Raw genomic sequence first — 20154 nt, forward strand, 5'->3', positions numbered from 1 at the left:
GCCCGAGAAGACCGGCCTCCCGTCCGAGCCATCCGAGCGGAGTCGCATGAAAGCCACGCCAGCCGCCGCCCCGCGGCCGTCCCGGGCCCGGGCCCGGACCACGTCGATCGCCGCCTTCGTGGTGCTCGCCGCCCTGGTCCCGACCACGGCCTCCGCCTCGGGCACCCAGGAGGTCGAGGCCGAACTCCCCTACGTCTGCGCGCTGCCCTCCGGGCAACTGCCCGCGACGGTGCGGGTCTCGGCGGAGTTCCCGGAACGGGCCGAGGCGGACGAGGCGTTCACGCCCTCCGGCGTCACCACGACCGTGGAGCTCCCGGCGGAGGCGGTCGCGGACCTGACCGCGCGCGACGCGGCCGAGGTGCGGGCGGCCACCCGGCTTGCCGTCGGTGTCGCCCAGAACTCGGCCACGGCCACGGCGACCTGGCGGGGCGGCGCCGAGCCGGTCGCGCTGCCCGGGTCGGGGCCGCTGACCCTGGTGACGCGGGGAGACGTACCCTCGGTGGCCGGCCGGAGCGACGGCGACCTGACGTTCTCCGCGGGCGCCCTCGCCATCGACCTGGCGCTCGGGGCGGCGGACCCGGCCACCGCGGACCCCGGCTCGCTGACCGTCGAGTGCACCCTCGCCGAGGACGCGCCGGGCCAGGGGCTGCTGGCCACCGTTCCGGTCCGCGCGGGCGGCGCCGGGGCGAGCGGCTCGCCCTCCCCGTCCGGATCCGCTTCGGCGTCGGACCCGGCCGGGGACGGGCAGCGGGACACACCGGGGAGCGAGGCGGCGGAACGGCAGTCCGAGCGGTCGCCGGAGGTGCTGGAGAACACACCGGGCACGGCGGACCGGAACGCACCGCCGTGCCAGTACGACGAGCAGCACCCGCCCACGTCGAGATCGCTCAACGCCTACATCACCGGCTACACCAACGTGCGCAAGCAGAAGGCCGCCTCGTACCTGCCGCCGTCCTGCATGCTGATCGAGCAGGGAGACTATCTGCCCGGCCCTCCCGACCCGGAGTACCTGATCTTCGACATGGTGTCGTTCGGCGACTTCCACTATCAGGAGCGCAAGGAGACACCGCCGTTCCAAAGCAGCTTCCTGTCCTTCGACTTCACTCCGGTGAAGGCGACCATGGTGCTGGAGCAGAAGGGCCCCGTCAGGATCGACTCGCGCATGAAGATGCGCCTGTCCGACTTCACCACGATCACGGACACCTACGTCCGGGCCCCGTTGGTCCTGCACGTGCTGGACCTCGAGGTCAACGGGACGCCCCTGGACGTCGGTCCGGGGTGCCGGACCGAGACGTCCCTCACCTCGAAGGACCCGGATCCCGTGAACCATCCCGGTGACCACCTGGTGCTGTACGGACACGGCGAGCTGATCCCCGGCCAGACGGCCACCGGCTACCTGCTCCTCAGCGGCGGCGTGCTGTCCGGCGAGGCCACCATCCCCGCCTTCACCGGCTGCGGCACCGACGGCGAGGACCTCGACCGTCTGCTCACCGCCTCCGTGTCCGGACCCGGCAACCTCATCAAGCAGGTCCAGGGCCAGACGTGCTCGATCGCCAACCCCGTGTACGAGACCCCGAACACCAGCGGCGAGTGCACACAGGACCTCCAGCCCTACGTGATCCCCGTCGCCGAGCGCTGACTCGGCTCCTCCTCTCCCACCTCCACGGAAGGCCACCACCATGCGCCCGATCTCCACCCGCACCCGGCTCGCCACCGTGTCCGCGCTGACCGCGCTCGGCGCCTTCGCCTCGCTGGGCACGGCGACCGCCGCCGACCCCGCGCTGAACGGCGAGTGGGCCCCCTTCACCCGATGCCCCGTGGACGCCCCGGCGATGCTGAACGCCGACGGCTTCGAGAAGACCCCGCAGTGCGTGGTGTCCACCTCGGCGAGCGGGTCCATCAAGCTGGGCGACACCACCGTGACGACCGGCAGGACCAACCTGCAGATGGGCGTCGTCCAGAACGCGGACGGCACCAGCAGTGTGGTCGCCCCCGCCTCCGGCGCGCTGGTCGCCGAGCCCGCCACCGTGCCCGGCGGACTGCTCGGCCTGATGTGCCCGAGCGACATATTCATCATCACGGGCATCTGCGAGTCGCTGGAGAACTCCAGCCTCAACAAGATCACCGCGACCATGGAGTCGGCCGGCGCGCCCTACGCCTTCGACCAGACCGCGGGCGTCCTCACCGACCTGCCCATCGTCGCCCTGCCGGTCCGCATCCACCTGGAGAACCCGCTGCTCGGCGACAACTGCTACATCGGGACGGCCGCCAACCCGATCGTGCTGCGCCCGGAGAACCGCAACTACCCCGAGTTCGGCATGACCTTCTTCCAGGGTGACGGCACCGTGGACGCGGCCGGCGAGATGAGCCGGATCAACCTCACCGGCGCCACCCAGAACGACGGCACCTTCGCGGTGCCCGGCGCCACCGGCTGCGGCCTGAACATCGGCCTGATCAACGCCGCGGTGAACGCGAAGACCGGACTGCCCTCCGCCGCCGGGAACAACAGTGTCACCCTGAACGACACCCGGACCCACCTCACCGGGCTCAACGCACCCGGGACCGTCGTCCCCGACGCCGGCAAGGTCCTCTCCGAGAACTGGCACTCCGCCGCCAAGTAGCCCTCGGGGAACCACGGTTGACGACGTACACAACCGTGACACGATTCCTCCCCAAGAGATGTACAACACAACAAAGTTGATTTACCGTCTGCTTGCCAGACCGGTGAACGCCCAGTGGACCGGTCCAGGCTCCGCCCGCCGAGGGCGGGGCCCGGCCGGCCCACCCCCACCGGACATGTCGACGGCAAGGGATCACTCATGCCCTCAATCGCGCGTCCTTCGGTGCTCGGTGAACCGCTCGACCCCCTCCCCAAGAAGTTCGCGGCCTTCATGCGTCCGCTGCTCCCGGGGCTGCTGAACGAGATACGCACCGAGGTCACCCGCAGCTATCCGGTGTACGGCAGGCTGCTCAACGGCCCGGACGGGGACGCGATCCGCCAGGGCGTCGAACAGGCGCTGACCGCCTTCGTGGACCGGGTGGCCGACCCCTCCAGCAGTTCGGAGCTGCGGGACGAACTGCTGCGCAGATTCGGCCGGGTGGAGGCCTACGAGGGCCGCGACCTGGAGGTCCTGCAGGGGGCCTACCGGCTCGGCGCCCGCATCGCACTGCGCCGGGCCAAGACCCTGGGCCGGCAGTACAGCCTCTCGCCCTCTCTGATCCTCGCCTTCGCCGACGCCCTCTTCGCCTACGTCGAGGAGCTGGAGTCGATCACCCGCGAGGGGTACGCGGAGGTCCGGGAGCGGGCCGCCTCCGAGGAGTCCGCGTTACGAAGACAGTTACTGCACTTCCTGCTGGCCGCCTCCCCACTGCCCCGGACGGCCGTCTCCGAACTGTGCAAGGCCGCCGCCTGGGAGCTGCCCCGGTCCTGCTTCCTGGTCGCCCTGCAGTCTCCGGCGCCGGAGCACATCCAGGCGGGACTCGACCGGGACGTCCTCGCCGATCTGGACATACCGCAGCCGCACCTGCTGGTGCCCGGCGACCTCACGCCGGCCCGCCTCGACATGCTGCGCACCGCACTGGCCGGCACCCGCGCCGCGCTGGGCCTGACCGTACCGATCACCCAGGCCGCCGACTCCGTCCGCTGGGCCCGCCGGGTGCTGCAGCTCGTTGACGACGATGTCATACCCGACGCCCCGCTGATCCGCTGCGAGGATCACCTGACGACCCTGTGGCTGCTGTCCGACTCCGCCCTGGTCGACCGGGTCGCGGCCCGTGAACTGGCCCCGCTCGACGAGCTGCCGGCCAAGCGCCGCGACCGGCTGGTGGAGACCCTGCGCGTGCACGTCTCCACCCGGGCGCCCGCGGAGCAGGTCGGCGAGATGCTGGGCGTGCACGCGCAGACCGTCCGCTACCGCCTGCGGACGCTGGACGCCTACCTGGGCGACCGGCTCGCCGACCCCGACCACCGCTTCGCCATCGAGGTGGCCCTCCGCTCGCTGCACCTGCGGGGCCACGACGACCCGGAGTGACGGCCGGGGCCGGCGCGCGTGTCCGTACCGGCGGGCCGCTCAGTACGCCACGGGCCAGCCGCTGCTCCAGTCCAGGAGGTTGATGCCGAGCTTGGGCGTGCCGTTGTCGTTGCCGTCGTAGTAGTGGTAGACGATCAGGTCGCCGTCCACGTCGTTCATGATCGACTGACCGCCGGGGCCGATGACGCTGCCGTGCGACTCGAGCACCGGCGTCCCGCCGTTGTCCATCATCGAGACGCCGTTGCGGTCGCGGTAGGGCCCGGTGACGCTGGTCGCCCGGCCGACCTTGACCTTGTAGGTGGAGCTGGTGCCGTCGCAGCAGACGTCGTACGAGGCGAAGAGGTAGTAGTACCCGTTCCGCTTGACGACGTACGGGGCCTCGACGGCCTTGGTGCCCGTCGGGCGGGAGGCGAGGGAGCGGCGGGCGGTGTCGGAGGCGAGCTGCCTGCCGGTGGCCGGGTCGATGCGGACCATCTTGATGCCGGTCCACCAACTGCCGAAGGACAGCCACCACGTGCCGTCGTCGTCGACGAAGAGGTTCGGGTCGATGGCGTTGTAGTCGCTGGCGGAGTTCGAGGTGTAGACGACGCCCCGGTCGCTCCAGCTGCCCGGCGCCCCGGTGGTGGAGACCGCGAGCCCGATGGCCGAGGTGTTCACGCCGAAGGACGAGACGGAGTAGTACATCAGGTACCTGCCGCCGTGGTACGAGATGTCGGGCGCCCAGGCCTCGGGGACGTCGGAGTACTGCGACCACCAGCCGGGCCGGGAGCCGAAGGCGTCGGCCCCGGCGGAGAAGGCGGTGCGGTCCGAGGAGGCCTTGCTGCTGATGCCGCCGCCGGTGGCGTAGAGCCGGTACTGCCCGGACGAGGTGCGGATCATCGTCGGGTCGTGCGTGACGACGGAGCCGGTGACCGTGCCGGGACCGGGATAGGCCGACGCCGTGGAGGGGACGAGGGCGAGCAGGGCGGCGGTGGGGAGAGCGAGGAGTGCGGCTCGTCTGCGACGCATGGGGGGCTCCTCTTGCGTTCGGAATCTCGAACAACATTCGTGATGTCGGACGTGGCGCAGTGACGGAACCTAGGGTCGAACCGCTTGCGCGTCAACGTCCCTGGCGAAAGCGGCGGTTGATGTCCGGAAAACACCGGGTGCCGAAAGTGGCCGGCGCGTGAATTCGAACCGTGCAGTCACCCGAGCCGCGCCCCCGCACGCCCCTCCCCCGCCACCATGGCCTCCCATGTCACCGTCCTGAGGGGGAGCCGGACGTGAGTCTGTCCTGGGGGTCCTTGGCCGCCGTCCTGGGTCTGGCCGTGCCCGTCGCGGCCGCGCTGTGGGAGTTCGTGCTGGCGGGTCGCAAACGGCTCGGCTACCGCGTCCAGCTGGACACCACGATCCGGGACTCGGCCGCCTCGGGGCCCGACACCACGGTGCTGCAGCGCATGCAGTGGGACGGTACGAACCTGCGCGACCCTCGGTCGTCCTGCTGCGGATCGAGAACGCCGGCTGGAGCCCCGTCGTCGCCGCCGACTACGTCGCTCCGGCCAGCGACCCCGTGGGCATACGCATCGCCTTCCCCGGCCGCCGCGTCGTCGGCATGACCGTCACCGAGCGCAGCCCCCAGGTGCCGCCCACCTTCTTCGTGCCGGGGGCCGAGGGGTTCGAGACCACGGGCCGGGTCGTCAAGCTGCCGAAGGTGATCCTCAACCGCCGGGCGCACTACAAGGTCCTGGCGGTGCTGGACCGCGAGGAGGGCTTCACCTGATCCTTGCGAGGAGACTCCCGCGTTCACTCCGGGGAGGAATCGCATCCGAGTATGGCGACGCGGAGCGTCGCCGAAGCCCGGATACGGGCGCGGAGCGCCCGTTTTGCTACCAGCATGACCCAAGGCGAAGCGAACACGTGTGCCTGTGATCGCTGGTCGGAGTGGCGGTTGTGGGTTCGTCGGGTGTGTGTGCGGCTGTCGTACGTATGGTCCTTCGCAGGGTTCGGGACGGCACGGTGTCCTGGCCGCGGCCGTGAAGGGGGGCGAGATGGCGCAGGTGGGGGCGGAGGGCGGTCGTGCCCGGTACACGTACCGGTTGCGGGTGTCGTCCACGGCTCGTGCCCGTCTGGCGTCGGAGTGGGGCCGCTGCCGCTGGCTGTGGAACGAGTGCGTCGCCAAGTCCAGGGCCGTGCATCTGCACAACAGGGCGAGTGGCGAGAGGGTCACGTGCGGTCCGGCGCAGCTGGACCGGATGCTGACCGAGGCCCGTTCCCGTACGCCGTGGCTGCGGGAGGGCTCCTGCGTTCCCCAGCAGCAGATCATCCGTGACTTCGGTCGCTCCCGCGCCAAGGCCCAGCAAGACATGACAGCGAGCCTGCCCGCGGCGCGCCGAGCCGGGATGCCGACATGGAAGACCCGGCGTGAGTCACCGGCGACCCTGAACTACACCCGGCGCGGGTTCCGGCTGAAGGACGGCCGACTGCACCTGGCGGGCGGAATCGTCCTGCACGTGGTGTGGTCGCGGGAGCTGCCCGACGAGCCGTCCTCCGTACGCGTCTATCAGGACAGCCTCGGACACTGGTACGCCTCTTTCGTTGTCCCCGCCCAGGTCCAGCCTCTGCCGAAGACCGGCCGTGTCCTGGGTGTCGACTGGGGTGTGAAGGAGACGGCGACCACCACGTCCGACGCGCACGACCTGCCGCACCCCGTACACGGCGGGAAGTCAAAGGAGAAGCTCACCCGGTACGACCGGATGATGGCCCGTCGCAGGCCGAAGAAGGGGACGCCCGGATCGAGGGGCTACCGTGCGGCGAGGAGGCTGCGGGCGAAGGCGTACAAGAAAGTCGCCCGGCAGCGTGCGGACACCGGCCGCAAGTGGGCCAAGAAGGTCGTCCGCGACCACGATGCCGTAGCGGTGGAGGACTTCCGGCCGAAGTTCCTGGCTCGGTCGACGATGGCCCGCAAGGCCGCGGACGCCGCCATCGGCGCCACCAAGGACGCTCTGATCGAGATGGGACGCAAGCACGGGCGGGACATCCGCCTGGTCCACCCCGCGTACACCACGATGGACTGCGCGCAGTGCGGAGCGAGAGCCAAGCACACACTGCCGCTGGGTGAACGCACCCACACCTGCACCGCCTGCGGAACCACAGCCCCACGGGACAAGAACTCCGCACGCGTCATGCTCGTCCGGGCTGGTCTCAACCCGGCTGGCGCCGATGGCGGAGGACCTCCTGGAGCGCCGCTCCAGGAGGCAGCCTGAGCCAGGAATCCCCTCCCCCATCAGGGAGGGGAGGATTCAAACCGGCCGATTCCCACCACCCGGGCCAGCCGGGGCCGAGGTCCGGCGGGCTCTCCGCCGCCCGGGCCACGGCCTACGGGTTCTCCCACGCAGCCGGTTCCGCCGCCAGCTCCCGCACCGGGCCCGGCAGCGCGTCCGCCGCGAGGTCCGCGATCGTCACGCCCTCCAGGATCCTGCGCACGTTGGCGCGCAGCGCCACCCACAGCGGCAGCAGGGGCCCCGCCGTGCCCGTGTACACCAGCTCCGTCGGCCGCTCCCCGCGCACCGAGACGATCGGGCCGTCCACCGCCCGGATCACGTCCGCCACGGTGATCTCCGACGCCCCGCGCGCCAGCCGGTACCCGCCGCCTCCGCCGCGCCGGCTCTCCACGACGCCGCCGCGCCTGAGGTCCCCGAGGATCCCCTCCAGAAACTTGTGCGGAATGTCCTGGACGGCGGCCACGTCCTCCGCCTTGACCGGGCAACCGTCCTGCCGGACGGCCAGTTCCAGTACCGCCCGTACCGCGTAGTCCGCACGCGCCGAGATCCTCATGCCGACCATTGTGGCGTCCGCTGGGACAATGGCCCGGCACAGGCGGTCCCGCGCAGGCGGCGGGACCGGAGACACGCGCGCTACAGGAGAGGCTCCCTTGGAGCTCAGCAGGCCCAGCAGGCTCGGCAGAAGAGCGTTCAGCGCCCTCGCGGGCACCACCGTCCTCGGTCTCGCGCTCGGCGGCAGCACGGCGCTGTCCGCCTCCGGCGCCCCGGGCCCCGCACCCACCGGGCCGCCGCCCGGCCCGCCCGGCGCCGACGGCGCCCGTCACCGGGTCGCGCTGGACCGGCACTCGCTGCTGGTGGACGGCAGGCGGCTGGCCCTGTGGTCCGGCGAACTGCACCCCTTCCGGCTGCCGAGCCCGTCCCTGTGGCGGGACGTGCTCCAGAAGATGCGGGCCTACGGCCACAACGCGGTCGACATCCGCCTCGCCTGGAACCAGCACTCGCCCGCTCCGGGCGCGTACGACTTCACCGGCGTCCGCGACCTCGGGCTGTTCCTGCGCACGGCCGCCGAGTGCGGTCTGTACGTCGTCCTGCACCCCGGCCCGTACATCGGCGCCGGCGTGGACGCCGGAGGCCTGCCCGGCTGGCTGACGACCGTCGGGGGCCGGGCCGGGACCACCGGCCCGGCGTACCTGCGCCACGCCGAGGAGTGGCTGGGCCGGGTCAACGCCGTCGCCGCCCGGCACCTGTTCACCCGGGGCACCGGCACGGTGCTGCTCTACCGGGCCGACGCCCCCGGGCGGGCCGGCCTGGACCGGCTGCGCGCGAGGATGCGCGCCGACGGCATCGACGTGCCCCTGCTGCACGGTGACACGCCGCCCGCCCGGGAGGACCCGGTGCCGGTCCGGGACGTCGCCGAGGCGCGTCGGGTCCACTTCGACCGCCTGGCGCGGGGGAGCACCCCGCACCACGTCCCCATGGCGTTCGGCGGCAGCTCGTGGGGGTGGCTGCCCGCGCCCTCGGCGCCCTCGCCGACGTACGACCCCACCGCGCCCATCGACGAGGCGCGGCGGCCGACGGACAGGCTCGCGCCGCTCCACCAGCTCGGCCACCTGCTGCGCCACGTACCGGACTTCACCCGGATGAACGAGGCGGAGGCGGTCCGGGCCACGGATGCCAGGGTCCGGGTACGGCACCTGGTCAACCCGGACACCGGGGCGCACGCCTACGTCCTGCGCAACGACTCCGCCGCCGACGTCACCTCGACCCTCCCCATGGGCGGGGCCGACGTGGAGGTCACCGTGCCCGCCCGGGACGCCAAGCTCTTCGCCACCGGCCTGCGCCTGGGCTCGGGGCGCAAGCTGGCGTACGCCACCGTGCAGCCCATGCTGGCCATGAGCGTCGGGCGGCTGGACATCGCCGCGTTCGTGGGGCGGGCCGGCGAGACGGCGCACCTGGTCCTGGACTGTCCGGACGAGCCGTGGCCGACCCGGCTGGACGAGGAGGCCGCCTGGGCCTTCGACCGCGGGCAGCTGCACGTGACCGTGCCGCTCCAGGAGGACCGGCTGACCCGGGTGCGGGTGCGCAGCGGCGACACCGACCGCACCCTGCTGCTGATCGTCGCCGACGACGCGGCCTCGCTGCGGCTGTGGCCGTACGAGACGCCGTCGGGCCGGGTCCTGGTGCGCGGCCCGGAGCTGCTGCGCGAGGCCGCCCTGGACGGTGCCACGATCCGGCTGACCGGTGACACGGTCGCCGAGCGCGAGCTGGAGGTGTGGGCGCCGCCCGGCATCACCGACGTCACCTGGAACGGCGAGGCGGTGCAGTCGGGCCTGGGCCGCGCCCTGAGCCTGATGGCCGTGTGGCCGCTGCCGGGCGTGCCCGGCCTGGTGCTGCCCGCGCTGGACGGCTGGCGCCGGCACACGGAGAACTTCGAGTCCCGGCCCGACTACGGCGACGAGGGGTGGACGGTCGCCGACCGGCGCGCGACGCACGGCGCGACCCCGGTCCCCGACGGCCGGCCGGTGCTCTTCGCCGACGACTACGGCTTCCACTACGGGGACGTCTGGTACCGCGCCCGCCTCACCGGCGCCACGGGTCTTGAGCGGGTGTCCCTCTCGTACCGCACGGGCGCGGACGGCCTGCTGATGGCCTGGCTGGACGGGGTGCCGCTGGGCAGCCACCGGCCGGGCGGGGCGGGTGACGGGAAGGGCACGTGGACCGGCACGGCCGCCTTCGGGCTGCCGGAGGACCTGCGCGCCGGGCTGCGGCGGACCGCCGGGAGCGGGGCGGGCGAGGGGAGCAAGGGCGGCGAAGGGGACGACGGCGCCGTCCTGTCGGTCCTGGTCCGGCGCACCCAGCACGGCCAGGACGCGTACCGGGAGGCCCGCGGGCTGACGTCGGCCGCTTTCGAGGGCGCCTCGCCCGGGGTGCGCTGGCGGATCATGGGCGCGGCCGCCCCCGACCCGGTGCGCGGGCCGCTCAACAACGGCGGGCTGTACGGGGAGCGCCACGGCTGGCACCTGCCCGGGTACGACGACGGCGGGTGGGAGCGGGTGTCCCCGGCGGTGCTGCCCGGCGGGGACCGGCGCCAGGGCGTGACCTGGTACCGGACCACGTTCCGCCTGGACGTCCCGCCGGAGATCGACGCCTCGGTGGGGCTGCGCCTCGACGGCCCCCCGGACCGCGGCACCGGTGCCCACCGCGTCCAGGTCTTCCTGAACGGCTGGAACCTGGGCGCGTACGTGGGCGACCGCACGGGCGCGCCGCACACCTTCGTCCTGCCGAACGGCATCCTGCGCACCCGTGCCGCCGCCAACACCCTGGCCCTCGCGGTCCTGTCCGGCGGCGGCGCGCCGTCGGGCCCCGGCTCCGTGCGCCTGGAACTCCTGGGCGGCGCGGCCGGAGGAGTGCCGGTGAAGCCCGTCCCCTCCCCCGGCCGTCCCCGCGGCTGACCCGGGCCCGGGTCAGCGCAGCCGGATCACGTTCCAGGACAGCGGTTCCAGGGCGGCGGTGAGCCGGCCGTCCCGCAGGGAGGTGCCGTCCACCGGGTGCGGGACGACGCGCTCGGGCTCGGCGAGGGTGTTGCGGGCGTCGGGGTCGGCGTCCGCGAGGGCGCTGTGCTCGACGACCTCCGTCAGCTCCAGGCCGCTCAGGGCGACCTCCAGCGGGAGGGCCCCGGTGCGGGAGCGGTTGACGGCGAAGACGGTCACCGAGCCGTCCTCGGCGCGCACGGCGGTGGCGTGCAGCAGGTCGGCCTCGCCGTACTTGCCCGTCTCGTACGTGGGTGAGTCCACCCGCACGTCGAGCACCTCGCCGCGGCCGTGCTTCGAGGCCTGGGAGAAGGGGAAGAACGTCGTCTGGCGCCAGGCCGGGCCGCCCGGCTCGGTCATGATCGGGGCGATGACGTTGACGAGCTGCGCGAGGCAGGCCACGGTGACGCGGTCGGCGTGCCGCAGCAGGGCGATCAGGAGCGAGCCGAAGACGACCGCGTCCATGACGCTGTAGTTGTCCTCGAGCAGGCGGGGCGCCTCGGGCCAGTCCAGGGCGCTCACCTGGGCCTCGGTCCGGCTCATGTACCAGACGTTCCACTCGTCGAAGGAGAGGTCGATCTTCTTCTTCGACTTGAGGCGGGCGCCGACGTGGTCGCAGGTGGCGACGACGTTCTCGATGAACGACTCCATGTCCACGGCGGAGGCGAGGAAGGAGTCGACGTCCCCGTCGTGCGGCTCGTAGTAGGCGTGCAGCGAGATGTGGTCGACCAGGTCGTAGGTCTCCTGCAGGACCGTCGCCTCCCACTCGGCGAAGGTCTCCATGGACTGCCCGGACGACCCGCACGCGACCAGTTCGACGTCCGGGTCGATCTGGCGCATGGCGCGGGCGGTCTCGGCGGCGAGGCGGCCGTACTCCTCGGCGGTCTTGTGGCCGGTCTGCCAGGGGCCGTCCATCTCGTTGCCCAGGCACCAGAGCCGGATGCCGAAGGGGTCCTTGTCGCCGTGCTCGGCGCGCAGGTCGGACAGGGCCGTGCCGGCGGGGTGGTTGGCGTACTCCTGGAGTTCGAGTGCCTCGGCGACGCCGCGGGTGCCGAGGTTGACCGCCATCATGGGCTCGGCCTGCGGGCCGATCTTCTTGAGGAAGGCGATGTACTCGGAGAGGCCGAAGCGGTTGGTCTCGGTGGAGCGCCAGGCGAGGTCGAGGCGGCGCGGGCGGTCCTCCACCGGGCCGACCGAGTCCTCCCACTTGTAGCCGGAGACGAAGTTGCCGCCGGGGTAGCGGACGGCGGTGACGCCGAGTTCGCGGACCAGCTCCAGCACGTCCTGGCGCAGGCCCGCGGCGTCCGCGGTGGGGTGGCCGGGTTCGAAGATGCCGGTGTACACGCAGCGTCCGAGGTGTTCGACGAAGGAGCCGAAGAGACGGGGGTTGACGGCGCCGACGGTGAAGGCGGGGTCGAGGGTGAAGCGGGCGGTGCGCATCGTTTCCTTTCGGGACGGGGTGAGGGGCTACTGGCCGGCCAGGCCCGTGTGGGCGACGCCCGCCACGATCTGGCGCTGGAAGAAGACGAAGACGACGATCAGCGGCAGGCCGGCCATCAGGCCGCCGGCCATGAGCTGGGCCCACTGGATGCCGTAGGAGTTCATGACGGTCGCGATGCCGTTCGGCATGGTCATCAGGTCGGGGTTGTTGGTGACCATGTAGGGCCACAGGAAGTTGTTCCAGGAGCTGATGAAGGTGAAGATGCCGACCGCCGCGAGCGAGGGGCGGGACAGCGGCACGATGATCGTGAAGAAGACGCGCCAGCGGCCCGCGCCGTCGATGAAGGCGGCCTCCTCCAGCTCGCGCGGGATGCCCTGGAAGAACTTGTAGAGGATGTAGACCATCGCGGCGGGCGCGCACTGCGGCAGGATCATGCCCCAGTAGGTGTCGACCATCCCCATCTGCTGGACGGTGGTGAACAGCGGGACGCCGAGCACGGCCGGGGAGACCATGAGGCCCGCCATCACCACGCCCATCAGGAGGCCCTTGCCCCGGAACTCGGTGCGGGCGAAGCCGTATCCGGCGAGCGCGGCGACCAGCAGCACGACCGTCGTCACGCACACCGACACGACCAGCGAGTTGACGAACCAGTCGGTGATGTTGCCGGTCTCGAAGAGGGCCTTCCAGGCCTGCCCGGTCCAGTCGTCGGGCAGCCAGTGCGTGGGCACCTCGACCGCCTCGGTCTCCGACTTGAGCGAGGTGAACAGGGCCCAGGCGAGCGGGGCGAGGAACACCGCGGACACGGCGGTGCCGAGGAGCGTGAGCACGATCTGGCCGGGGGTCCAGCTCCGGCGGGGGCGGGTGCGGACCGGCGGTGCGGCGGTGGTCATCGGCCGCCCTCCTCACGGTTGCGCAGCAGCCACATCCGGGCGAGGGCGACGGCCGCGATGAGCACGAAGAAGATGATGGAGATCGCGGAGGCGTAGCCCACGCGGTAGCTGGTGAAGCCCTGTTCGAGCGTGTACTGCACGAAGGTGCGGGTCGAGTCCTCCGGGCCGGGTCCGAAGTCCTGCATGACGACGGCCTGGTCGAAGACCTGGAGGGAGGCGAGGATCTGCAGGGCGAGCACGAGGCCGGTGATGTTGCGCAGCATCGGCAGCGTGATGTGCAGGATGCGGTGCCAGGCGTTCGCGCCGTCCAGTTTGGCGGCCTCGTAGAGGTGGGCGGGGATGCCCTGGAGCGCGGCGAGGTAGAGCAGGAAGCTGAAGCCGACGGTCCACCACAGGGTGGTGATGACGACCGCGAGCATGGCGTACGACTTGTCGGTCAGCCAGGGCGTCTCGAGGCCGAAGACGTGGTTGACCATGCCGGTGCCGGGGTTGAACAGCCACTGCCACAGGTTCGCGGCGACGGTGGAGGGCAGCAGGAACGGCAGGAAGAAGCAGAGCCGCCACAGCCACTTGCCGCGCTCGATGTGGTGGGCCAGCATCGCGAGGAGGAGGGCGAGGACGGTGATGCAGGGCACGACGAGCAGCGTGAAGTACGCGCTGTGGCCGAGCGCGTCCCACATCAGGGGGTCCTTCAGGGCCTCGCGGTAGTTGTCGAGGCCGATGAAGTTCGCGCTGTCGCCGGAGATGTTGGCGTCGGTGAAGCTGAGGTAGAGGCCGCGCAGCAGCGGCCAGACCACGAAGAGCGCGAAGAGCGCGAGGAACGGGGCGACGAACCAGCCGCCGTGCTGGAAGCCCTGCCTGCGGCGGACGCCGGCGCTGTCGGCGGCGGTCCTCGCCCGCGTCGGGCGGACGATCGTTTCGGCGCTGGTGGCGGTCATGCGGCGCTGCCTCCCTGCGCGGCGGTGCGGCCGTCCATGGGGTTCTTCATGGCGAGCAGTTCGGTGAGCGTGCCCTTCATCCGGCGGGCGGCGGCCTCGGGCTTGGCGGAGCCCGTCGTCGAGGAGACGACGACCGGGCCGACCCGCTGGGCGAGGATGCCGGTGGACCCGGCGAACCACACCTTGGGCTCGGTGGCCTGGTGGTCCATGGCCGAGACGTACTCGTTCTGCGGCTGGAGTTCCCGGTACGCGGCGGTGGACAGGGTCGGCGTGTAGGCGGGGATGTGTCCGCCGGCCGCCCACTGCCGGGCGTGCTTGACGACGTAGGCGGCGAGCCGGTGTGCGCCCTCGTTGGCGGCGCCGCCGCGGTCGGCCTGGTGCGGCAGGACGAAGGAGTGGGACTCGGCGTGGGTGGCGCGCCTGCCGAAGACGGGCGGCAGCGGGGTGGCGCCGTAGTCGAGTTTCGCGGCGTCGAAGACCGGCACGGACCAGTTGCCCTCCCAGGCGAAGGGGGAGCCGTTGACGAACTGTTCGGCGCCGGCGCCGCCGCCGAAGGAGGGGTTGGCGTACCCGTCGGCGACGTGCTTGCGCAGGAACTCCAGGACCTGGACGGCCTTGTCGGTGTCGAAGGTGACCTCGGTCTTGGCGTCGTTGAACCAGGTGCCGCCGAGCTGGGTGTAGAAGGCGACGAAGAACCACCACTGGAAGTTCTGGTCGTTGTGCCACAGGCCGATGGTCTGGAGCCCCTTGGCGGTGGCCTTCCTGGCCTCCTTGAGCACGTCGAACCACTCCTCGGTGGAGGTGACCGGCACGATCCGGCCGTCCTCGCCGAGCAGGCCCGCCTTCTTCAGCACGTCCTTGCGGTAGAAGCAGAGCTGGACGTGGATGTCGAGCGGGAGGGCGTAGAGCTTGCCGCCGATGACGGCGCGCTTCCACAGCTCCGGGTTGAAGTCCCGCTCGCGCACGCCGTACTTGGCGAGCAGCGCGGGGTCCCAGGGGTCGAGGAGGCGGCCGGGCGAGAAGCCGGTGACGCGGCCGAGGTGCATGACGCCGAGGTCGGGCGCGCGGTTGCCGGCGGCGGCCATGGCGAGCTTGGTGTAGAAGGGGCTGCCCCACTGGAGGGTGGAGTCCTTCACGTCGATGCCGGGGTTGTCCTTACGGAAGGAGTCCAGCATCGCGATCATGTTGTATCCGTCGCCGCCGCTGAAGAGGTTCCAGTAGCGCACCCGGGTGTCCGCTCCCGAGGCGAGCGCGTCGGCGCCGGTACCGAGCGCCGCGAAGCCGAAGCTGCCCGCGACCGTCAGTCCGCCGGCCGCGGCCAGAAAGTGCCTGCGATTCAGGCCAGGTCGTCCCATGCCCTGCCCCATCTGTCGTCATTCGAGGAATGTCGTTCGATATACCGGATGCCGCTCGTAACTTCGAACGGGAACGTAGGTGGGAAGCGCTTGCACGTCAATGGTTCGGGCAGGATCGGGCCGGCCTCCACAGCGAGCGGGGGCGCGACGAGGGCACCGTCTCGGCCACCTCGCGACCGACCGGGCCCCGGAACTGGCCCAGAGGCCGCGCGTCTTGGCATATTGCAGGGGTGACCGAAGGACGGCCGGGGGAACGGGGAGACAGCGGTGCGTACCAGGAAGGAGATGCGTCGCCTCGCTGACGCTCTCATCGACCCCATCGAGGTGGCCGTGCCGGCCGACCCCGAGGTGCTGTTCGAGGCACTCGTCGCCTCCGTCAGCGCGTGGCGGGGACGGGAGGTGGTCGTGCACCGGGCGGCGTTCCCGCCGCACACCGCGAGCGGGCTGTGGCTCGAGCGGGAGAGCCACGACGACGTGGTGGTCGACGAACGCGCGGCCGTCTGGCACCAGATCGTGATCCTCTGCCACGAGGTGTGGCACATGAGCCGCCGTCGGGCGGAGGGTGGGGCGGCGGCGGAGGCGGACGACCGGTCCCGGGCGGTGGCCGCGCGCACCGACTTCTCCCTGGCCGAGGAACAGGAGGCGGACCGCTTCGGCATGCTGATGGGCAGCCGGCTGCGCACCTGGCTGGACGCCTCCACCGACTCGGTGTTCGCCGCGGAGGGCGGCGGCCCGGCCAGCCCGGAGAGCCTCGCCGGCCGCATCGGGGCCGCGCTCAACTACCGCGGGACGACCGGATGAACGGCCTGATCAACTATGTCAGTTGCGCGGCGCTCTGGCTCGGCCTCGCGGTGCGGGCCCCCGACCTGCTGCGGCACCGGCACGATCCCTATCTGCGGGCCATCTGCACGGTGCTGGGACTGGCCGGGCTCTGCTTCCTGCTCGGAGCACCGCCGACGGTCGGCGCCGTCAACCGGCTGAGCGGCGTGCCCAACCTCGCGGCGCCGGTCACCTACGCGGCGATCACCGGATACTGCGCCGCCTCCCAGGTCCTCGTCGTGCACTGGCGCGGCGGACCCCGGGTGCGCCAGACCGCCCGCCGGTGGACGCTCGCCTACGCCGTCGTGGTCCTCGGCGTCGCGGTGACCTTCGTGCTCGGCGACGCGCCCGTGGAGCGCCGTACCGATCTGGACACCTACTACGCGACGACCCCGTTCATCGCCCAGATGATCGTGCTGTACCTGGTCGCGCACCTGAGCGCGGCGACCGTCACGACGGTGTCCGCGCTGCGCTGGGCCCGGCAGGTGCGCGGCGGGCTGCGGGTGGGCCTGACGCTGATCGGGGTGGGTTCACTGTGCGGCGCCGGCTACAGCGCCGCCAAGCTCGTCGCGGTGGGCGCCCGCTGGTCCGGGCACGACTGGTCGGCGCTGGGCACCACGGTCTCCCCGGCCGCCGCCGGCCTCGGCGCCCTGCTGGTGGTCGTCGGGGTCCTGGTGCCGCTGGTGACCCCGCGGGCGGCCGAGTGGCGGCGGGCGGGGCGCGCGTACGCCCGCCTCGGGCCGTTGGAGCGGGCGCTGGACGACCTGCTCGTCCGCCGGGCGCTGCGGCTGCCGCGCCCGCGGTTCGCCTCGCCGGCCACCCTCCTGATGTGGCGCCGGACGAGCATCCACAACGCACTCGGTCACCTGGACGCGTACTGCGACCGGGACCTGTACGACCGGACCCGCGCCGGCACGCTGGCCGCGACGGGCGATCCCGAACTGGCCGGGGCGAGCGCCTGGGCCGCGGTGATCGTCGACGCGCTGCGGCACGAGGCCGACGCCGCGAGGGTGCCGCCGCCCTCCGTCGGCACCGGCCGCCCCCTGGCCCCGTCGCCGGACCCGGCGGCCCTCGCGAGGATCTCCGACGTGCTCGCCGGCGCCGTGCGGGTACCGGCGGCGACCGCCGTGCCGGGCGGCAGGACGACGGCGGGCACCGCGTGACGGCCGGCGGCGCCGGCGCCGGTGGCACGGGCGGCGGTGGCACGGGCGGCCGCGCGGGCACCCGGCACGGCCGGAACGCACAGGTCCCGCACGAGAGGAGTGGTCGGACGTGAGTCTCGTCGTCTACCTGGCGGCGGTGGTGTTCGGCATGACCTCGGTGCTGCTGTTCCGCCGCCCCCGGACCGCCGTCCGCAATCCGCTGACCCTGTCCACCTGCGTGGCGATCGTCCTCGGTGCCCTGGTCTTCGTGTGCGCCGCCCCGGCCACCCTCGGCACCGTCAACGACCTCACCGGCGTCGCCAACTTCGGCGCCCCGCTGACCTACGGCATGCTCTCCGCGTACAGCTGCGCGGTGCTGGTGCTGCTGATCAACTGGCGGGGCGGCCCGCGGCCGGTGGTGCGGCGCGCGGTGCTGCGCAGCATGGCGGCCTACGGCCTGCTGGTGGCCGCCATCGTCGTGCTGTTCCTGCTCGCCGACGCGGACACCGAGCGGCTGACCGACCTCGACACGTACTACGCGGGCACCCCGTTCATGCGGGAGATGATCCTGCTGTACCTGCTCGGGCACAGCGCGGCGATGCTGGTGATGTGCGCCGTCTGCGTCAAGTGGAGCCGTGAGGTGGGCGGCCTGCTGCGGATCGGGCTGCGGCTCATCCTGCTGGGCGCGCTGCTGGACCTGGTGGGGTTCCAGCTCGCCAAGTACACGGCCGTGGTGGCGCGGTGGACGGGTCACGACCTCGACTTCCTGTCCACCAACGTGGCCCCGCCGATGGCGTCGCTGGCGGCGCTGGTGTGTTCCGTGGGGTTCGCCCTGCCCAGGCTGCTGCCCTCCGTACTCGCCCACTGGCGGGGGCTGGACGACTACCGGCGCCTGGGGCCGCTGTGGTCGCTGGTGAGGTCGGTGTCCACGGCTCCCCGGCAGCCGTCCGTGTGGTGGCGGCTTCCCCGGGCCCGGCTCCAGTGGCGTGAGGTCTCCATCCACGACGCCCTGCTCACCCTGGCGCCGTACTTCGACCACCGGGTCCGCGAGGGGACGCGGGACGCCGCCCTGCGCGCGGGCCGCTCCGCGCACGAGGCGCGGCTGGCGGCGGAGGCGGCGATGCTCGCCGACGCGGCGCGCCGGGCCACCGCCCACGAGGAACCGCCCGACGCCACCGGTTCCTACCGGCTGCACGCCACCGAGGTACCGGGCGCGAGCGGGCTGGTGGAACTGTCGCAGGCACTGCACCGCCCGCCCGGCCGGGCCGCCGCGTCGGGCGGCACGAGTCCGTCCTCCCTGGCCGGACCCCTGACCGAACCCGAGGAGCCCCATGTCGCGTAGAGCAGTCGTCGTCGGTGCCGGACTGGCCGGGATGCTGGCCGCGGCCGTGCTGGCCGACGCGGGCGTGGCGGAGGTCGTGGTGCTGGACCGCGACGAGCTGCCCGACGGGCCCCGGCAGCGCCGGGGTCTGCCCCAGGGCCGGCACGCCCACCTGCTGATGCCCGGTGGGCTGACCGCGATGGAGGAGATCGTGCCCGGCGTGAGCCTGCGCAAGCGGCTGCTCGCCGCCGGGGCGCACGAGGTGTCCCTCAGCTCGGGCACGCTGGCCCGCAGCCCCGAGGGCTGGCTGCGGCGGTGGCGGCGCGAAGGGCCCGTCATGCTCACCTGCACCCGGGCGCTGGTGGACTGGACGGTACGGGCCGCGGTGCTCGAACACCCGGCGGTCGGGGTGCGCCGGACGGCCGTGGCCGGGCTGACCGGGTCCGCCGGGCGGGTGCGGGGGGTGCGGGTCTCCGGGCCGGGCGGGGAGGAGGACCTGGACGCCGGCCTGGTCGTCGACGCGAGCGGACGCGGTACCCGGATCCTCTCCTGGCTGGACGGGCTGGGGCTGTCCGGCGTCCGGACCCGGACCGTGGACTCGGGGCTGGTCAACGCCTCGCGCGTGTACCGGGTACCGGCCGGGGCGGAGCGGTTCCCGCTGACGGTCGTGCACGCCGATCCGTACGTGTCCCGGCCGGGCCGGAGCGCCATGGTCATGCCGGTCGAGGGGGGCCGCTGGCTGGTCAGCTGCGGCGGCACGCGCGGCGGTGAGCCGCCGGCCGATCCCGAGGGTTTCCTGCGGTACACGCTCGATCTGCCGGACCCGATCGTGGGCCGGCTGATCTCCGGTGCCGAACCGCTCACCGACGTGCACCTGAGCCGGTCCACCAGCAATGTGCGGCACTACCTGGACAAGGTGCCCGACTGGCCGGAGGGCCTGGTGGTCCTCGGCGACGCGCTCGGCACCTTCAACCCGGCCTACGGGCAGGGCATGTCGGTGGCCGCGTTCGGCGCCCGCGTTCTCGGCCGGGAGCTGGACCGGGCCGACGGGCTCGACACGCCCGGCCTGGCCCGGCGGGTGCTGCGGGGTGCGGCGCGCCCGGTGGACGCGGCCTGGGCCATGGCCGTCGGGCAGGACGTCCTCTACCCGCAGACGCGCGGCGGCGGGCGGCCGGGGATCGCCGACCGGGCGGCGACGGCGTACACGCGCCGCATGACGAGGGCGGCCACCGGTTCCTTCGCGGCGGCCTCGGCGCTCTGGGACGTCACCAGCATGCGCACACCGCCGACCCGGATGTTCCGGCCCACCGCGGTGCTGGCCGCCCTCACCGGTCCGCCCCTGCCCGCGCTGACGGGTCCCCCGCTGACCCCCGCCGAGCGCGAGGTGCTCGACGGCCTCGACCGCACGGGGGCGTGAGCGAGCCCGC

The 20154-nt window shown here is 72.7% G+C and carries 16 protein-coding genes; 10 read left to right on the top strand and 6 right to left on the bottom strand.

Features of this window, described 5'->3' with window-relative positions:
• Window positions 1–46 precede the first annotated feature (46 nt).
• The 3 genes from C4J65_RS09035 to C4J65_RS09045 all read left to right on the top strand — a co-directional run bounded on the left by C4J65_RS09035 (window position 47) and on the right by C4J65_RS09045 (window position 4031).
• Window positions 47–1639 (top strand): DUF6801 domain-containing protein, encoded by a 1593-nt coding sequence (locus C4J65_RS09035; protein WP_115741941.1) that lies wholly within the window; start codon window positions 47–49, stop codon window positions 1637–1639.
• Window positions 1640–1679: 40 nt separating this feature from the next.
• A complete protein-coding gene (locus C4J65_RS09040) occupies window positions 1680–2621 on the top strand; it encodes a hypothetical protein (protein ID WP_115741942.1) in 942 nt (313 codons plus the stop codon).
• A gap of 198 nt (window positions 2622–2819) precedes the next feature.
• The gene (locus C4J65_RS09045; RefSeq protein ID WP_115741943.1) at window positions 2820–4031 is read left to right on the top strand and encodes a helix-turn-helix domain-containing protein; all 1212 of its coding nucleotides are present in this window, start codon (window positions 2820–2822) and stop codon (window positions 4029–4031) included.
• Window positions 4032–4070: 39 nt separating this feature from the next.
• Here C4J65_RS09045 and C4J65_RS09050 read toward each other — a convergent pair whose 3' ends face one another.
• Complete coding sequence (locus C4J65_RS09050) at window positions 4071–5039, bottom strand: arabinan endo-1,5-alpha-L-arabinosidase (protein WP_115741944.1); 969 nt, start codon at window positions 5037–5039, stop codon at window positions 4071–4073.
• A 433-nt stretch (window positions 5040–5472) separates the two neighbouring features.
• Here C4J65_RS09050 and C4J65_RS36535 point away from each other — a divergent pair, with 433 nt between their 5' ends.
• Together C4J65_RS36535 and C4J65_RS09060 are read left to right on the top strand one after the other, a co-directional pair.
• Window positions 5473–5790 (top strand): hypothetical protein, encoded by a 318-nt coding sequence (locus tag C4J65_RS36535; RefSeq protein ID WP_240330391.1) that lies wholly within the window; start codon window positions 5473–5475, stop codon window positions 5788–5790.
• 268 nt (window positions 5791–6058) lie between these two features.
• Window positions 6059–7273, top strand: coding sequence for an RNA-guided endonuclease TnpB family protein (locus tag C4J65_RS09060; protein ID WP_115741945.1), 1215 nt, complete (start codon window positions 6059–6061; stop codon window positions 7271–7273).
• Window positions 7274–7385: 112 nt separating this feature from the next.
• On the opposite strand, the gene C4J65_RS09065 is transcribed toward C4J65_RS09060, so the two are convergent.
• Window positions 7386–7844, bottom strand: coding sequence for an Rrf2 family transcriptional regulator (locus C4J65_RS09065; protein ID WP_115746362.1), 459 nt, complete (start codon window positions 7842–7844; stop codon window positions 7386–7388).
• 97 nt (window positions 7845–7941) lie between these two features.
• On the opposite strand from C4J65_RS09065, the gene C4J65_RS09070 reads away from it, so the two are divergent.
• Complete coding sequence (locus tag C4J65_RS09070; protein ID WP_115741946.1) at window positions 7942–10743, top strand: beta-galactosidase; 2802 nt, start codon at window positions 7942–7944, stop codon at window positions 10741–10743.
• 12 nt (window positions 10744–10755) lie between these two features.
• On the opposite strand, the gene C4J65_RS09075 is transcribed toward C4J65_RS09070, so the two are convergent.
• The 4 genes from C4J65_RS09075 to C4J65_RS09090 are packed head-to-tail and all read right to left on the bottom strand — an operon-like array spanning window position 10756 to window position 15445.
• Complete coding sequence (locus tag C4J65_RS09075) at window positions 10756–12261, bottom strand: alpha-N-arabinofuranosidase (RefSeq protein WP_115741947.1); 1506 nt, start codon at window positions 12259–12261, stop codon at window positions 10756–10758.
• Between the two features lie 27 nt (window positions 12262–12288).
• Window positions 12289–13152, bottom strand: coding sequence for a carbohydrate ABC transporter permease (locus tag C4J65_RS09080; protein WP_115741948.1), 864 nt, complete (start codon window positions 13150–13152; stop codon window positions 12289–12291).
• A complete protein-coding gene (locus C4J65_RS09085; RefSeq protein ID WP_115741949.1) occupies window positions 13149–14090 on the bottom strand; it encodes a sugar ABC transporter permease in 942 nt (313 codons plus the stop codon). Before C4J65_RS09085 ends, C4J65_RS09080 begins: the two co-directional genes overlap by 4 nt.
• Window positions 14087–15445, bottom strand: coding sequence for an extracellular solute-binding protein (locus C4J65_RS09090; protein WP_115746363.1), 1359 nt, complete (start codon window positions 15443–15445; stop codon window positions 14087–14089). Before C4J65_RS09090 ends, C4J65_RS09085 begins: the two co-directional genes overlap by 4 nt.
• Window positions 15446–15712: 267 nt before the next feature.
• On the opposite strand from C4J65_RS09090, the gene C4J65_RS09095 reads away from it, so the two are divergent.
• From C4J65_RS09095 to C4J65_RS09110, 4 genes are all read left to right on the top strand, one after another.
• Window positions 15713–16246, top strand: a complete 534-nt coding sequence (locus tag C4J65_RS09095) for a toxin (protein WP_115741950.1) — start codon at window positions 15713–15715, stop codon at window positions 16244–16246.
• Complete coding sequence (locus tag C4J65_RS09100) at window positions 16243–17427, top strand: MAB_1171c family putative transporter (RefSeq protein WP_115741951.1); 1185 nt, start codon at window positions 16243–16245, stop codon at window positions 17425–17427. Before C4J65_RS09095 ends, C4J65_RS09100 begins: the two co-directional genes overlap by 4 nt.
• Before the next feature lie 109 nt (window positions 17428–17536).
• A complete protein-coding gene (locus C4J65_RS09105) occupies window positions 17537–18748 on the top strand; it encodes an MAB_1171c family putative transporter (RefSeq protein ID WP_115741952.1) in 1212 nt (403 codons plus the stop codon).
• Window positions 18738–20144 (top strand): NAD(P)-binding protein, encoded by a 1407-nt coding sequence (locus tag C4J65_RS09110; protein WP_115741953.1) that lies wholly within the window; start codon window positions 18738–18740, stop codon window positions 20142–20144. The genes C4J65_RS09105 and C4J65_RS09110 overlap by 11 nt, the downstream gene beginning before the upstream one ends.
• Window positions 20145–20154 lie beyond the last annotated feature (10 nt).

The sequence above is a fragment of the Streptomyces sp. CB09001 genome (genome assembly GCF_003369795.1).
In the GTDB taxonomy this organism is placed as follows: domain Bacteria; phylum Actinomycetota; class Actinomycetes; order Streptomycetales; family Streptomycetaceae; genus Streptomyces.

What these genes read in the sequence shown, in the direction of transcription:
- C4J65_RS09035 (WP_115741941.1), top strand. Translation starts at nt 47, where the DNA reads ATGAAAGCCACGCCAGCCGCCGCCCCGCGGCCGTCCCGGGCCCGGGCC.
- C4J65_RS09060 (WP_115741945.1), top strand. Translation starts at nt 6,059, where the DNA reads ATGGCGCAGGTGGGGGCGGAGGGCGGTCGTGCCCGGTACACGTACCGG.
- C4J65_RS09045 (WP_115741943.1), top strand. Translation starts at nt 2,820, where the DNA reads ATGCCCTCAATCGCGCGTCCTTCGGTGCTCGGTGAACCGCTCGACCCC.
- C4J65_RS09050 (WP_115741944.1), bottom strand. Translation starts at nt 5,039, where the DNA reads ATGCGTCGCAGACGAGCCGCACTCCTCGCTCTCCCCACCGCCGCCCTG.
- C4J65_RS09110 (WP_115741953.1), top strand. Translation starts at nt 18,738, where the DNA reads ATGTCGCGTAGAGCAGTCGTCGTCGGTGCCGGACTGGCCGGGATGCTG.
- C4J65_RS09090 (WP_115746363.1), bottom strand. Translation starts at nt 15,445, where the DNA reads ATGGGACGACCTGGCCTGAATCGCAGGCACTTTCTGGCCGCGGCCGGC.
- C4J65_RS09065 (WP_115746362.1), bottom strand. Translation starts at nt 7,844, where the DNA reads ATGAGGATCTCGGCGCGTGCGGACTACGCGGTACGGGCGGTACTGGAA.
- C4J65_RS09080 (WP_115741948.1), bottom strand. Translation starts at nt 13,152, where the DNA reads ATGACCACCGCCGCACCGCCGGTCCGCACCCGCCCCCGCCGGAGCTGG.
- C4J65_RS09085 (WP_115741949.1), bottom strand. Translation starts at nt 14,090, where the DNA reads ATGACCGCCACCAGCGCCGAAACGATCGTCCGCCCGACGCGGGCGAGG.
- C4J65_RS09040 (WP_115741942.1), top strand. Translation starts at nt 1,680, where the DNA reads ATGCGCCCGATCTCCACCCGCACCCGGCTCGCCACCGTGTCCGCGCTG.
- C4J65_RS09075 (WP_115741947.1), bottom strand. Translation starts at nt 12,261, where the DNA reads ATGCGCACCGCCCGCTTCACCCTCGACCCCGCCTTCACCGTCGGCGCC.
- C4J65_RS09100 (WP_115741951.1), top strand. Translation starts at nt 16,243, where the DNA reads ATGAACGGCCTGATCAACTATGTCAGTTGCGCGGCGCTCTGGCTCGGC.